This window comes from Stenotrophomonas sp. YJH_SMC_101-4 (assembly GCF_059370395.1).
Genome location: NZ_JCAFTP010000001.1, coordinates 540,744 through 555,364 on the forward strand (window position 1 = coordinate 540,744; position 14,621 = coordinate 555,364).

Genomic DNA, 14,621 nt, shown 5'->3' on the forward strand with positions numbered 1-14,621 from the left:
CCATGTCTACCCCTTCGCTGTCCGTTGCCGCCGCACCCGCGACTGCACCCTCCACCCCGCTGGTGCTGGCAATGGCGGCCGGCGCCGGCTTCTCGGTCGCCTCGCTCTATTACAGCCAGCCGATGCTGGGCCTGATCGCCCAGGACCTCGGCGCGGGTGAGCGCGCCGCTGGCCTGGTACCGACCCTGACCCAGCTCGGCTATGCACTGGGCATCCTGTTGCTGGCGCCGCTGGGCGACCGCTTCGACCGTCGCAACCTGATCCTGTTGAAATCTGCATTGCTGGCACTGGCATTGGGCGCTGCAGCGATGGCCGGGCACCTGCCGGGCCTGCTGATGGCCAGCCTGCTGGTCGGGCTGATGGCCACGCTGGCGCAGGACATCGTGCCCGCCGCTGCGGTGCTGGCACCGGATGCGCAGCGCGGGCAGATCGTCGGCAGGGTGATGACCGGCCTGCTGCTCGGCATCCTGCTGTCGCGGGTGGTCAGCGGTGTGGTGGCTGAAGCGTGGGGCTGGCGCACGCAGTTTGTGCTGGCTGCAGTATCGGTGGCGGCGATGGGTGTGGTGATGGCGCGTGCGCTGCCGCGTTTCGCACCGACCAGCACGCTGCGCTATCCGGCGTTGTTGGGATCGTTGTTGGCGTTGTGGCGCGAGCAGCCGCAGCTGCGCCGTGCGGTGGCCAGCCAGTCGCTGCTGGCGGTGGGTTTCAGTGCGTTCTGGTCGACGCTGGCGCTGATGCTGCATGCTCGTCTGGGCCTGGGCAGTGCGGCGGCGGGTGCGTTCGGTATTGCGGGTGCGGCCGGTGCACTGGCCGCACCATTTGCGGGTCGATTCGCCGATCGCTTGGGTTGCCATGCAGTGGCGCGGCTGGCGATCGCGGTGGCGTTGCTGGGCTTCGGCCTGCTGCTGGCCGAGTCCTGGCTGCCGGCCGTCGCGCTGCTGCCGCTGCTGGTGGTGAGTGCGCTGCTGTTCGACTTCGGCTTCCAGTCGGCGCTGGTGGCGCACCAGACGCTGGTCTATGGCCTGGTGCCGCCGGCACGTAGCCGGCTCAATGCGTTGCTGTTCACCGGCATGTTCATCGGCATGGCTGCCGGTGGTGCGCTGGGCAGCCTGGCGCTGGCGCAGTGGGGGTGGCACGGCGTGGCCGGGTTGGCGGTGGTATGTGCGGGCGGCAGCCTGCTGCTGCGTTTGAAGTAGGGGTGGTGTTCGGCAGGGCTTGCAGCCCTGCACCTGCTGGAGGCAACAGCAACGGCAACAGCAACGGCAACAGCAACAGCAACGGCAACAGCAACGGCAACGGCGGGGTTCCTGTAGGTAGGCGGGGTGGGTCCGGTTGCGGGAGACGCCGTGAATCCGTCCATGGAGGCTCGGTCGCGCCATCCATGGCGCTCACGCCCCCGCAACCGGACCCACCCCGCCTTCGACAGTTTCCTGCGGTGTGTTGGAACGGATCTGACCCCAGATTGATTTCGATATCTGACAGAAGTGTCGACCAAGGTCGACACCTACCAACAGCCGTGGAGTTCTGTCAGAGGTGGGGCGGTGTCGGAGTGCGGGGTGTCAGCCGCATGGATGCGGCTGCCAAGCTTACAGGGACGTACTTGCAGCGTCCCCGCACTCCGACACCGCCCCGCCATCCCACGGACTCCACGCTTTTGCTGTTGCTTTTGCTGTTGAGGTTGCCGGCCAGCGGCCGGCACTACCGTGGGTGCAGGGCGCAGCCCTGCCGAACACCCCCCTAATCGTGACCGCTGTCGTCCAGGCTGATGATGCCGCGCCTCAGCGCCTGGGTCACCGCATGCGTGCGATCACCCACGCCCAGCTTGTCCATCAGGCTCTTCATGTGGGCCTTCACCGTCTGCTCGGAAATCTGCATGCGCTCGCCGATGCGCTTGTTCGACAGACCACCGGCCACGTGCCGCAGCACCTCGGTCTCGCGCGGCGACAACCGGTCTTCCACCACATGGGCGGCGATGCTGGCCGCCACCGCCGGGGGAATCGGTGCGCGCCGGCCGCCAGCGACCATGCGGATCGTATCGACCAGCTCGTGGCGCAGCATGTCCTTCAACAGGTACGCACTGGCGCCGGCCTGCAGCGCCCGCACCGCACGCACGTCACCGCGGTAGGTGGTCAGCACGATGATGCGCGCACGCGGGTCCATCGCGCGGATTCGCACGATCGCTTCGACGCCATCCAGGCGTGGCATCTGCAGGTCCATCAGCACCACGTCCGGCTGCAGCTGCTGGTAGCGTGCGATGGCTTCCTCGCCATCGGCGGCTTCGCCGAGCAGGCGCAGGTCGGAATGGGCGCCCAGCAGCGCCGCCAGGCCGTCACGCAGCAACGGGTGGTCGTCGACCACCAGCACGCCGATCGGGGCAGGGGATTCAGTCATGGCTCGTTCTACTCCAGGGCCAGCGCCAACGCGAGGGGCGGCGGTGATAGAGGCGCCGGGCGGGGACCGCCAGCGCGACTTCGGTCCCCAGCCCGGTGCGGGTCCACAGCTGCAGTTCCGCACCGAGGCGCTGCGCGCGTTCGCGCATGCCCTGCAGGCCCCAATGACCATGGCCGGCATTCTCGTCGGCGATGCCGACGCCATCGTCGCGCACGTGCAGCAGGAAGCAACGCGTGCCGTACGACAGCTCCACTTCGATGGCGCTGGCGTTGGCATGACGCAACGCATTGCGGATCGCCTCACGCCCGATCAGGAACACTTCTTCGGCCGCGTCGGCCTGCAGCGGCGGCGTTGCACCTTCCACGGTCAGGCGCAGCGGATTGGTACCGTGACCGGCGTACTCGGCGTGCACATCGGCCAGTGCCGAAGCGAGGTCGCGGCCCGCGAACGGTCCCTCACGCAGGGCATTGACCCGCTCGCGGCCCTCGGCCAGGTTGCGTTCGGCCAGTTGCATCGCTGACTCCAGCTGGCCGCGTACCGGCTCCGGGGTCTGGGGTGACTGGCTGATCGCGTGCAGGCGCAGGATCAGGCCCTGGCTGCCCTGCAGCAGGGTGTCGTGCAGGTCGCGCGCGATGCGTTCGCGCTCGCCGTTGCGTTCCTGCAGGCGCGCGCGGAACAGCGCGGCCAGCTGCCCGCTGCGGATGCGTACCGCCATCATCAGCAGCGCGAGTATCGCGGCTGCGCACAGCAGCTTGAACCACACGGTCTGCATGAAGGTGGGCGCGATGCGGAAGCTGCGGCTGGCTGGTGCAGTGCTCCAGATGCCGTCTTCGTTGGCAGCTTCCACCTCGAACCGGTAGTTGCCCGCTGCGAGGTTGGTGTAATACGCGCGGGTGCTGCTGCCTGCGTCCTGCCAGCCGTCGTCGACGCCGGAGAGTCGATAGCGGTAACGGTTGCGCTCCGGGCGCGCCAGCGACAGCGCCACGTAGTCGATCTGCAGCTGGCTGGTGCCGGCGGGAAGGCGCAGTCCATCGCGTAGCAGCTCGTGCTTGCTGCCATACAACACGTCGCCGATGCGCACGCTGGGGGGCATCGAATTGACGTGGGAGCGGGTGGTATCCAGCCAGGCCAGGCCCTGGTTGGTGGCCAGCCACAGCAGGCCGTCATCGGCCAGGGCGGCGGTGGCGATCGGTCCACTCTGCAGGGCAATGCCAGGCATGCCGTCGATCGCGTCGAACAGGCGTGGCGTGACCGGCAGTCCGCTGCGCAGGGCGCGGCGCAACAGCCCGCTTTCCATCCGCACCAGGCCACGGCTGCCGTTGAGCCAGAGGTGTCCATTGGCATCGGCGACCATGCCGGTGATGCCTTCCAGTACGCCGGCCATGTCGGTGCGCACCGGAACGAAACGGCCGTTACCAACGCGCGCAGCCAGACCGGCTTCGCCCGCGACCAGCAGCAGGTCCTGCTGATGCAGCATAGCGGTGATCGGCCCCACCGACAGGCCCTGGCTGGCATCGAAGTTCTCGATGCGGTTCGCACTCATCCGGCGCAGGCGGCCGTCGGCATAGCCGAGCAGCAACTGGCCACTGGCGTCCAGCGCCAGCGATGAGCAGGCCTGCTCGGGGAGGCGGCTTTCGCGTTGCCATCGGTCGTGCTGGTAGTGCAGTACCCCCCGTTCGCCGGTGCACACCCAGGCCTGCGCGTCGTCGGGGAATAGCAGCGCATGCAGCGGTTGTCCGGTGAACGGCGCCGGCAGCGGGATCAACATGGTGTGGCCGGCTACCGTGCGCGCAAGATTGACCCAGTCGAACTGCCAGATCGGCGTGGGCGCCTGGCGTGCGCTGGCCTGCAGCAGCGTGGCGCTGCCATCCAGCAGAGTGCGCCGCAGATCGTAGGGCTTGAGGTCTTCGCCATAGCCATACACGCGGCCATCGCTGGCGCGTACCAGCGAGCGGTAGGGATCACTCGGGCCCACCGCCAGGGTGTGCACGCTGCGTGCGCGGAAGCGGTTGAGGCCGAGATTGGTGCCAACCCAGAGATTGCCTTCGCGGTCGACGATGATCGGCACCGCCGAGGTGGCGGTCAGTCCGTGCGGTGAATCGAAGCGCTCCATGCGCACGGCCCGGGTGCCGTCGAAGGTGATGCGGGCGACGCCGCCGTGCGGGCTCATCGTGGCCCACAGCGCGCCATCGGCAGTGAACTGCAGGCGCGCAGCAACCAGTTCCGGAAGACGCCGCGCTTCACGTTCGCCGGCCGCCAACAGGCCCTGCGCGTTGGCCAGGGGGGAGGTGCCGCGCACCCGGTCGGCCAGCCACACTTCACCCTGAGGGCTTTCGGCCAGCGTCGCCATCTGCGAGACGGCGATGCCCGTGTCTTCAAACGCGGCCTGGCCGGCGGCACGCATCCAGATCTTCAGGTCGGCCAGTACCCAGAACCTGCCCCGGCTGTCGTGCAGCACCCACTGCACACGGCGCTCGGGAAGGCCGGCAGCGGCCGGCAGTGGCTGCCAGCGTTGTCCGTCAAAGCGGCGCAGCCCGCCATTGATCGCCGCCCACAGCCGGCCCTCGCGATCCTGGCTGAAGCGTGGGACCACGCCGACCGGCACCCCCTGCTCGCGGCCGTAGCTGTGCAGCCGCCCCTGTGCGAACCGGCTGATGCCGGCCTGGAAGTAGCCGATCCACAGGGCGTCATCGCGGCCCTGCGCCAGCGTGACCATGTTGGTGGACGGGAACTGGCTGCCGACGGGCGCCGCCTGCCGTTCGAAGCGGCGGCCATCGAAGCGGTACAGGCCCGAGCCGGTGGCCAGCCACAACAGGCCGTCGTGGTCCTGGCTGATGTCCCAGATGTCGCCTGGAGCACCCTGGCCGACGCGCCAGGCGGTGTGCTCGTAATCGGGCAGCCCGCCACTCACCGGCGGGCGCTGCACGGCGAAGGCGGGCAGGGCGGTCAACAGCAGCAGGCACGTCAGCAGCGTTGGCAGGCGACGCAGGAACGGGAAGGGGCGGCCTCGCATGGCGCGCATTCTGGCAGGTACGGGGCAGTCCGGGGTGACCCGAACGGGGTAGGCAGTGGCAGCCGCGGTCGGCTATCACGCCGCCATGTCCCCTGGAGCCCGGCGATGCAGCGCCTGTTCGTGATGTTCCCTGATCGCGGTCCGGGCATCGGTCTGCTGTGGCTGCGGTTGTGCCTGTCTGCGGCACTGTGCATGCCCGGCACGCATGCGGGTGGGTGGTCGGCGCTGTGCCTGTTGGCGGTGCCGATGCTCATGCTGGGTGTGTTGACGCCACTGGCGGCGCTGATGGCGACCGTGGGAATGTTCGCGCAACTGGCGCCCTGGCCACAGGTAGTGCTGCCATTGGCGCTGTTGATGCTGGGCCCAGGCGCCTATTCACTGGATGCGCGCTTGTTCGGCCGTCGCCGGCTGGAGCACCGGCCTCCCCCATTCGGGTAGGTGCTGGCCTCGACCGACGGGGGTAGGGCATCGCGCAGTGGCCACGCACCATGGGGCACCCCCTCGCGGCGTCCCGCATGGCCACCATTTTTCCGCCTGATCTGCCCGCTGCATCACTGGCACCGCAGCAGGCCGCCGCGCTACAGCGCGCCCTGCGCTATGTCGATGAGCATCTGTCGCAGCCGCTGCGGGTGACCGAGCTGGCGGCGGCCGCCTGCGTCAGCCGCTTCCATCTGGTGCGCCTGTTCCGTACCGGTACCGGCGCCAGCCCGCTGCGCTATGTGCGTCGCCGCCGCATCGAGCATGCGCGCCAGCTGCTGCCGGGTGCGCAGCTGCCGATGGCCTGCCTGGCCCAGCAGCTGGGCTTCTTCGACCAGAGCCATTTCGTCCGCAGCTTCCGCGCGGAGACGGGCTGCAGTCCCGGCCAGTACCTGGCCGGCGATGCCGCCCTGTTGCTTCCCCTTGATCGTGTTTCCAACGGAGTCCACCCATGAGCCTTGCCACCGCCACTCCCGCCCCGGCGCTGCTGTCGCCCACCGACCACGCCCTGGTGCTGATCGACTTCCAGTCGCAGATGGCGTTCGCCACCCACACCATCGACATCTCCGCGCTGCGCAACAACGTGTCGCTGATCAGCAAGAGTGCCAAGGGCTTCAATGTGCCGGTCGTGCTGACCACGGTCGCCGAAACGTCATTCTCCGGCCCGATGTTCCCGGAACTGCCGCAGATCTTCGCCGGCCAGACGGTGTTCGACCGCACCTCGATGAACACCTGGGAAGACCAGCCGGTGATCGATGAGATCAACCGCATCGGCAAGCGTCGCCTGGTTGTTGCCGGTCTGTGGACCAGCGTCTGCATCGTCGGTCCGGCACTGTCGGCGTTGGCGCAGGGCTTCGAGGTGTATGTGATCACCGATGCCTGTGGTGATGTCAGCGAAGAGGCGCACGAGCGTGCGATCACCCGCATGGTGCAGGCCGGCGCGGTGCCGATGACCAGCGTGCAGTACCTGCTTGAGCTGCAGCGCGACTGGGCACGCGGGGAAACCTACGACCTGACCACCGGCATTGCCCGCGACCACGCCGGCGGCTACGGCATCGGCATCCAGTACGCCAAGCGCATGTTCGGCGCGCAGGAAGGCGGGCACTGAGCATGCTGGCTGGCCATGGCCTCGACCTGGCGCTGCTGATGCTGCGCGTGGTGGCAGGAGGCTTCCTGCTGCCACACGCGTTGGGCAAGCTGTTCGGCTGGTTCGGTGGACCGGGGCTGTCCGGCTTCGCTACCGAGCTGCGCGGCTTCAGGCTGCCAGCAGTGGCACCGTTGCCGCTGTTGCTGGCCCTGCTGCAGGTGCTGTCCGGGCTGGCCGTGCTGCTGGGATGGCAGACCCGCATCGCCGCGCTTGCGGCGGCCGCTTTCATCGGCTTCACCGTCCTGTTGGCCCTGCCCAAGGGCTGGTTCTGGATGCGCGGTGGCAGTGAGTACCCGTTGATGTGGACCACGGTACTGCTGGCCATCGCGCTGGCCGGGCCCGGCACCTGGGCGCTGGACGTCCACCGACTTCCGGGAGACCTCGCATGAGTCACGATCCACTCGATCAAGGCCGCCGCAACGTGGTGCTGGCCAGCGGTGCTGCCGTAGCGCTCGGCCTGGCCGGTCGCGCCGGTGCCGCACTCGATTCCACTTCCAAGGAGCGTCGCATGAGCACGCTGGTCATCCGCAATGCCCGCATCACCACCCTCGACCCGCAGCAGCCGCATGCGCAGGCGCTGGCCGTGCAGGAAGGCCGCATCGTCGCCGTCGGCAGCGACGAGGAGATCATGCGCGGCTGGGGCAGTGAAGCGACCCTGATCGATGCACAGGGCCGACGCCTGCTGCCCGGTCTCAACGACAGCCACACCCATCTGATCCGAGGTGGCCTGAACTACAACCTGGAACTGCGCTGGGACGGACTGCGTTCGTTGGGTGACGCCCTGGACATGCTGAAGGCCCAGGTCGACCGCACGCCCGCACCGCAGTGGGTACGCGTGGTCGGTGGCTTCACTGCCGCGCAGTTCAACGAGAAGCGCCTGCCGACCCTGCAGGAACTCAATGACATCGCGCCGGATACGCCGGTGTTCCTGCTGCACCTGTACGACCGCGCGCTGCTCAACCGTGCTGCGCTGCGCGCCTGCGGCTACACCAAGGACACGCCGGATCCACCGGGCGGCCAGATCGTGCGTGATTCGCTGGGCAACCCGACCGGGCTGCTGCTGGCCAAGCCCAATGCGCTGATCCTGTACGCGACACTGGCCAAGGGCCCGCGCCTGCCGATCGAGTACCAGGCGAACTCGACGCGGCATTTCATGCGTGAACTGAACCGGCTCGGCATCACCTCGGTGATCGACGCCGGCGGTGGCTTCCAGAACTATCCCGAGGACTACCAGGTCATCGAGCAGCTGCACCGCGATGACCAGCTGACAGTGCGTATCGCCTACAACCTGTTTACCCAGAACAAGGGCAAGGAAGTGGATGACTTCCGTGGCTGGAGCGAGATCCTGCAGCCGCGCCAGGGCGATGACCTGCTGCGCCACAACGGTGCCGGCGAGATGCTGGTGTTCTCCGCGGCTGATTTCGAGCTGTTCAACGAGCCGCGACCGGAGCTGCCGCCAGAACTGGAGCCGGAACTGCACGACGTGGTGAAGCTGCTGGTCGAGAAGCGTTGGCCGTTCCGCATCCACGCCACCTACGACGAGAGCATCAGCCGCATTCTCGATGTCTACGAACAGGTCAACCGTGAGGTGCCGTTCGATGGCTTGCACTGGTTCATCGACCACGCCGAGACCATCACCCCGCGCAACATCGAACGCATCCGCGCGCTGGGGGGCGGCATCGCCGTGCAGCACCGCATGGCCTACCAGGGCGAAGCCTTCGTCGAGCGCTATGGCGTGCAGGCTGCGCGGCATACGCCGCCGGTCAAGCGCATGCTGGCCGAAGGCGTGCCGGTCGGCGCCGGTACCGACGCCACCCGTGTGGCCAGCTACAACCCGTGGGTGGCGTTGTCCTGGCTGGTGACCGGGCGCACCGTGGGCGGGCTGGCCCTGTATGGTGATGAGAACCTGCTTGAACGCGAACAGGCCCTGCGCCTGTGGACCCAGGGCAGCGCCTGGTTCTCCGGCGACGAGGCGGTGAAGGGCACGCTGAAAGCCGGTCAGCTGGCCGACTTCATCCTGCTCTCGGCCGACTTCTTCCGCGTCGACGATGCGCAGATCGCCGACATCACCAGCGTGCTGACCGTGGTCGGTGGGCGCATCGTGCATGCAGATGCCGACTATGCCGGGCTCGCGCCGCAGCTGCCGCCGGCGATGCCGGACTGGTCGCCGGTCAACCGGTTCGGTGGTTACCATGTCGGCGGTGCTGCCACCGGATTGGCCACCGCCCATCGCCTCCATCACGGTGTGGCCTGCAGTACGCATGGTGCTCATGGTCATGCTGCGCAACATGCGGCGCCCACCGATGACCTGACCGCCTTCTGGGGCGCGATGGGATGCTCGTGCTTCGCGTTCTGAGCCTGGCGCTGCTGGCCGTGCCATCGCTGGCGCTGGCCTGCGAGGGTGGCCATTGCACTGACGCCGGTGACGGCCAATTGCGGTGGGACGCCTCGCTGCGCCTGCGTGGCCTGTACTACGACCCGACCCGGTTTGGTATCGGCGGCGGCGAAGATGGCTATGGCCTGCTGCGTGCGCTGGCCTCGGCCAGCTATGTGGAGGATGCCTGGCAGGCGAAGCTGCAGCTGGGCGTGCATGCTGAGAATGGCAAGGCAGGCGGCCCCGGCCGCACCGACCGCAGCGCGCTGGACGTGCAGCAGGCGTACTGGCGCTGGCAGCGTGGCAGCTTCCACCTGCAGCTGGGACGGCAGGAAGCAGGTTATGGTAGTTCGCGGCTGCTGTCGGTGCGCGATGGGCCGAATATCCGCTTGGCCTTCGATGGTGCACGCTTGGGGTGGAAGGGTAGCTTCGGCACGCTTGATCTGATGGCGCTGCGGCCGGTGCAGAACCGACCGGGAGCCTTCGATGATCGCGGCGAACACGGTGCCCATCTGTGGGGTGCCTATGCCACCACGGCACGCGGGGAGGGCGCAGGACAGTGGGATCTGTACCTGCTGGATTACCGCCGCGAAGGCGCACGCTTCTCGGCGGGTTCCGGCACCGAGCGTCGGCAGGCCGTAGGTGCTCGCTGGTTCGGCCAGTCCGGTGCACTGGACTGGAACAGTGAACTGGTGGCGCAGGGCGGCGAGCTGCGCACTGCCTCGGGCAATCTCGATATCCGCGCCTGGACGCTGGCCACCGATACAGGGTGGCGCTGGACGGACCTGCCGCTGCAACCGCGGTTGGGGCTGAAGGCGGACATCGCCAGTGGCGATGGCAATCCGCGAGACGGCCGCCTGGGAACCTTCAATGCACTGTTCCCGAAATCGGCCTACTTCAGCGAGGCCAGCCTGCTGGCACCGGCGAACCTGATGGACCTCCAGCCGACCCTGACCCTGCGCCTGCACGACGCGGTGACGACGGAGCTGGGCGTACAGATGGCGTGGAAGCATCGCCGCGCCGATGCGGTGTACACCACGCCGGCACCACTGGTGGCGTTGCCGGGCAGCGCCGGTGGCGCGCGCCGCATCGGTAATCAGTACAAATCCGAAACCCGCTGGCAGGCCAGCGAACACTGGCAATGGCAGCTGCAGCTGGCCTGGGTCGATGCCGGTCCTGCACTGAAGCAGGCCGGTGGGCAGGACACGCTGTTCGCCTCGATCGTTGGAGCATGGCAATGGTGAACGCAACCGCGTCGCAACCCCCCGCACAGGCCGCAGGTGCCTGGTCCCCGCTGAAGATCCGGATGTTCCGTTCGATCTGGCTGGCAATCCTGGCCAGCAACATCGGCACCTGGGTCAATGACGTGGCCGCCGCCTGGGTGATGGCCGAGCGTACCGGCTCGCCGTTGATGGTTGCCCTGGTGCAGTCGGCCACCACCGTGCCGATCGTGCTGCTGGCGCTGGCCGCCGGAACGCTGGCCGACATCGTCGATCGCCGCAGGTACCTGCTGGCGACCCAGGGCTGGATGCTGCTGGTCGCCGCGATAATGGCGACACTTACCGCGATGGACATGCTCACCCCGCAGCTGCTGGTGCTGCTGACTTTCTGCATGGGCTGCGGCGCGGCGATGGCGATGCCGGCGCAGGCCGCGATCGTGTCCGAACTGGTGCCGCAGCCGATGCTGGCCTCAGCGGTGGCGCTGAACTCGATCGGCATCAACATCGCGCGCTCGATCGGCCCCGCCATCGGCGGTGTGATCGTGGCGCAGCTGGGTGCGGTCTGGGCGTTCGGCTTCAACGCCATCACCTTCGCCGCGATGCTGTTCGTGGTGTGGGGCTGGAAGCGCGACCCGAAGCAGTCGAGCCTGCCGCCGGAGGGTTTTGGCGCAGGGCTGAAGGCGGGCCTGCGTTATGCCAGCCGTGCCGGACGCCTGCAGGCCGTGCTGATCAAGTCGGTCGGCTTCTTTTTCTTTGCCGCGGCGATGAACGCGTTGCTGCCGGTGGTGGTGCGTGGGCAGATGCACGGTGGGGCCGGGCAGTACGGCATGCTGCTGGGCTGCATCGGTATCGGTGCAGTGGGCGGTGCCTTGCTGCTGCCGAAGCTGCGCGCGCAGATGGATCGCGACCTGCTGGTGCTGCTGGCCACGCTCTCACTTGCGCTGAGCCTGGTCGGGCTGGCGCTGACCCGCAGCTGGTACGTGCTGCCATTGGTGATGCTGACCAACGGTTTTGCCTGGATCACCGTGCTGTCGTCACTGCAGATTGCCGCCCAGACCGCGGTACCAGCGTGGGTACGCGCGCGTGCACTGGCGCTGTACATCATGGTGTTCTCCGCCGGCATGGCGGCCGGTGGCCTGAGCTGGGGTGCGCTGGCTCAGCGTACCTCGCCGGAGCTGGCGTTGCTGGTGGCTGCCGCAGGTGCGGTGATCGGCGGATTGCTGGTGTGGCGCGTGCGCATCGCCGGTACCGAAGACCTGAACCTGCGTCCGGCCGGGCACTGGCCGGCACCAGAGCTGTCGGTGCCGGTGTCGAACGATCGCGGCCCGGTGCTGGTCACCATCGAGTACCGTATCGACGACGCTGATCGTGCCGCGTTCCAGGCGCAGATGCGCGCGCTGGGCACGATCCGCCGCCGCGATGGTGCCGTGGTCTGGGGCGTGGTCGAGGATGTGGCCAGCCCGGGCATCCACCTGGAGTATTTCGTGACCCCGTCGTGGCTGGAGCACCTGCGCCAGCACGAGCGCATCACCGCCGACGACAAGGCGATCCAGGAAGTGCTGCGGGAACTGCATCGCGGTGAGCGCGCACCGGTGGTACGCCACTTCGTGGGTGGGCATGACCCGCTGCCGAAGACCGGGGTCCCGCACCACCACAGCGACATCTGACAAAAAGGGGACGGAGGGGATCAAGTCGTTTGTGCACAAACGACTTGATCCCCTCCGTCCCCTTTTTTGTGCGGCGGCGCTGGGTAGCGCCGCCGCGGTGAATCACTTACGCGCGAACGCCAGCAGGTCGGCGTTGAACTGGTCGGCGTGGGTAACGGTCAGGCCGTGCGGCGCACCGGGGTACACCTTCAACTCGGCGTCCTTGATGATCTGCGAGGACAGCTTGGCCGAGGCATCGAACGGCACGATCTGGTCGTCATCACCGTGCACGACCAGCGCCGGCACATCGATCTTCTTCAGGTCCTCGGTGTAGTCCACTTCCGAGAACTCGTGCACGCAGTCGTACTGACCCTTGACGCCACCGAGCATGCCCTGCAGCCAGAACACATCACGCATGCCCTGGGTAACGGTGTTGCCGTCGCGGTTGGCGCCGAAGAACGGCGTGGTCAGGTCCTTGAAGAACTGCGAGCGGTCACCGCCGGTGCCCTTGCGGATGCCGTCGAAGACTTCCAACGGGGTGCCGGCCGGGTTGGCTTCGGTCTTCAGCATCAGCGGCGGCACCGCGCCGACCAGCACCACCTTGGCCACGCGCTTGCTGCCGTGGCGGCCGATGTAGTGGGCCACTTCGCCGCCACCGGTGGAATGGCCGACCAGGATCGCATCCTTCAGGTCCAGTGCTTCGATCACTGCGGCCAGGTCATCGGCGTAGGTGTCCATGTCGTTGCCGTCCCAGGTCTGGCTGGAGCGGCCGTGGCTGCGACGGTCGTGAGCGATCACGCGGAAGCCGTTCTGGCCCATGAACAGCATCTGCGGGTCCCAGGCATCGGACGACAGCGGCCAGCCGTGGGCGAACACGATCGGCTGGCCGGTACCCCAATCCTTGTAGAAGATGCGGGCGCCGTCGGCGACGGTGACGAAGTTGCTCATTGCGGTTTCCTTGGCGGAAGGGAGGGAAGGCACTGGCAGTTGTGCCGGTGCCTCCGGCAGTACAGCGCAGCGCCAGGCCGGCGACTTGCACGGCTGTGCTGGATTACACCGGATGTGACGCATATCGCTCTGGCACGAAGCCGTTCCGGCATTGAGGATGGCGGTAGCCCTGCTGAGGAGCCTGCGATGTTGAATGCGTATTGGAGTCCGCTGTTGTGCCTGCTGCTGGCCGCGGGCGCGCACGCTCAGACCAACGTCTACAAATGCGTGGACGGGCCGCATCCGGTCTACCAGCAGACGCCGTGCCAGGGGCATGCGGAATGGCGCTGGGAGGTGCCGGCGGAGCCGGCCTCAACGGGTGCAACCATGGCCAAGGCGGCGAGCCCAGCCTCAAGCCGTCCGCGTGTGGTACGGCAGGCGCGTGCGCGGGCTGCACTGATATCGATCAGCGCGGATCCTGCCGCCTGTGAGCGCGCGCGGCAGCAACGCGCAAAGGTGCTGGCCAATGGCAAGCGCATGGACTTCGTGCAGCGCCGGCAACTGGACGATGCCGTGCATGAGGCGTGCCGCTGAAACGAAATGGTGCCGGAAACGACAACGGCGCCCGCAGGCGCCGTTGGACAGGATGCGAGGTGCTGGACCTCAGCGACCGTCGCTGGCAGCCGCCGGTGCCGGCGAGGGCACGCTGTCCGGCTTGGGCAGGCTCAGCTCCGGGTTGCCCTGTTCGGCCTGCAGGATCTGGATGCGGCGCTGCAGGGAATCCAACTGGCTGTTGGTGCTCTGCACGTCGCTGCTCAGGCTGACCGCCTGCTGCTGGGCCTGCTGAAGGGCGGCGCTGACCTGGGCCGACTGTGCCTGCTGCTGTTCCATTTCCTGCTGCAGGGCGCGCAGGCGTTCCTCGTTGTAGGCCACCAGGCGCTCGGTATAGCGCTTGCCGGCCTCCAGGCGGGTGGTGTCGATGTAGACCTGGGCCAGCTGCTCGGACTGCTGCGCGAAGGTGCGGTAGACACGCTCGGCGTTGTCGACGGCATCGGTCTTGATCACCCGCCAGAAATTCTTCTCCTGGAACAGGGCGACGTAGTAGGTCAGGGTGTTGGCATTGAACAGCAGGCTGGCGCCGTAATTGCCGTTGTAGGTGGTGCGCAGCTCGGTCAGCTGGCGGGCATCCATCAGCTGCTTGAGCTCGTCAACGGTGTTGCGCACCACCGGTGCGGTACGTGCGGCCGGCTCTGCGGCTGCTTCGCGGTCGCTACGGGCAGCCATCGCCGCCGGTGCCACCAGCATCATGGCCACGGCCAGCAGTGCCGCGCCGCGCGCGTGCCGGGCGAAGACCGCGCCCCCTGAAGTTTCTCGCATGTCTAGACCATCCACGGATGAGTGTGGGTTGAGATGAAGGTGGTTCCCC

At 67.8% G+C, this 14,621-nt stretch carries 13 protein-coding genes; 9 read left to right on the plus strand and 4 right to left on the minus strand.

The features are described 5' to 3' along the window. Positions 1–2: 2 nt before the first annotated feature. A complete protein-coding gene (locus tag AC5P8D_RS02600; RefSeq protein WP_478415026.1) occupies positions 3–1,196 on the plus strand; it encodes an MFS transporter in 1,194 nt (397 codons plus the stop codon). 541 nt (positions 1,197–1,737) lie between these two features. Here the strand turns inward: AC5P8D_RS02600 and AC5P8D_RS02605 are convergent. Together AC5P8D_RS02605 and AC5P8D_RS02610 are read right to left on the minus strand one after the other, a co-directional pair. After that, a complete protein-coding gene (locus AC5P8D_RS02605; protein WP_014037539.1) occupies positions 1,738–2,391 on the minus strand; it encodes a response regulator in 654 nt (217 codons plus the stop codon). Next, a complete protein-coding gene (locus AC5P8D_RS02610; protein WP_197645437.1) occupies positions 2,384–5,413 on the minus strand; it encodes a sensor histidine kinase in 3,030 nt (1,009 codons plus the stop codon). Before AC5P8D_RS02610 ends, AC5P8D_RS02605 begins: the two co-directional genes overlap by 8 nt. Before the next feature lie 96 nt (positions 5,414–5,509). Here AC5P8D_RS02610 and AC5P8D_RS02615 point away from each other — a divergent pair, with 96 nt between their 5' ends. From AC5P8D_RS02615 to AC5P8D_RS02645, 7 genes are all read left to right on the plus strand, one after another. Further along, on the plus strand, positions 5,510–5,842 hold the full coding sequence (locus tag AC5P8D_RS02615) for a hypothetical protein (protein WP_049437737.1): 333 nt from the start codon (positions 5,510–5,512) through the stop codon (positions 5,840–5,842). 50 nt (positions 5,843–5,892) lie between these two features. After that, positions 5,893–6,336, plus strand: a complete 444-nt coding sequence (locus tag AC5P8D_RS02620; RefSeq protein ID WP_053091860.1) for a helix-turn-helix transcriptional regulator — start codon at positions 5,893–5,895, stop codon at positions 6,334–6,336. After that, on the plus strand, positions 6,333–6,989 hold the full coding sequence (locus AC5P8D_RS02625; protein ID WP_100446005.1) for a hydrolase: 657 nt from the start codon (positions 6,333–6,335) through the stop codon (positions 6,987–6,989). The genes AC5P8D_RS02620 and AC5P8D_RS02625 overlap by 4 nt, the downstream gene beginning before the upstream one ends. Positions 6,990–6,991: 2 nt before the next feature. Beyond that, positions 6,992–7,417, plus strand: a complete 426-nt coding sequence (locus tag AC5P8D_RS02630) for a DoxX family protein (protein WP_099559474.1) — start codon at positions 6,992–6,994, stop codon at positions 7,415–7,417. 119 nt (positions 7,418–7,536) lie between these two features. Continuing rightward, a complete protein-coding gene (locus tag AC5P8D_RS02635) occupies positions 7,537–9,384 on the plus strand; it encodes an amidohydrolase (RefSeq protein WP_197645478.1) in 1,848 nt (615 codons plus the stop codon). Next, positions 9,363–10,646: an alginate export family protein gene (locus tag AC5P8D_RS02640; protein WP_197645439.1), complete on the plus strand. Its 1,284-nt coding sequence runs from the start codon at positions 9,363–9,365 to the stop codon at positions 10,644–10,646. The genes AC5P8D_RS02635 and AC5P8D_RS02640 overlap by 22 nt, the downstream gene beginning before the upstream one ends. Next, positions 10,640–12,289 (plus strand): MFS transporter, encoded by a 1,650-nt coding sequence (locus AC5P8D_RS02645; RefSeq protein WP_495203046.1) that lies wholly within the window; start codon positions 10,640–10,642, stop codon positions 12,287–12,289. Before AC5P8D_RS02640 ends, AC5P8D_RS02645 begins: the two co-directional genes overlap by 7 nt. A 102-nt stretch (positions 12,290–12,391) precedes the next feature. Here the strand turns inward: AC5P8D_RS02645 and AC5P8D_RS02650 are convergent, their stop codons facing one another. Next, entirely contained in the window at positions 12,392–13,216 is an 825-nt protein-coding gene (locus tag AC5P8D_RS02650) for an alpha/beta fold hydrolase (protein WP_071305363.1), read from the minus strand. 186 nt (positions 13,217–13,402) lie between these two features. Between AC5P8D_RS02650 and AC5P8D_RS02655 the strand changes: the two genes are divergently transcribed. After that, positions 13,403–13,789: a hypothetical protein gene (locus AC5P8D_RS02655; RefSeq protein WP_197601813.1), complete on the plus strand. Its 387-nt coding sequence runs from the start codon at positions 13,403–13,405 to the stop codon at positions 13,787–13,789. Positions 13,790–13,858: 69 nt separating this feature from the next. Here the strand turns inward: AC5P8D_RS02655 and AC5P8D_RS02660 are convergent, their stop codons facing one another. Next, complete coding sequence (locus AC5P8D_RS02660; RefSeq protein WP_109815102.1) at positions 13,859–14,572, minus strand: DUF2968 domain-containing protein; 714 nt, start codon at positions 14,570–14,572, stop codon at positions 13,859–13,861. Between the last annotated feature and the right edge of the window lie 49 nt (positions 14,573–14,621).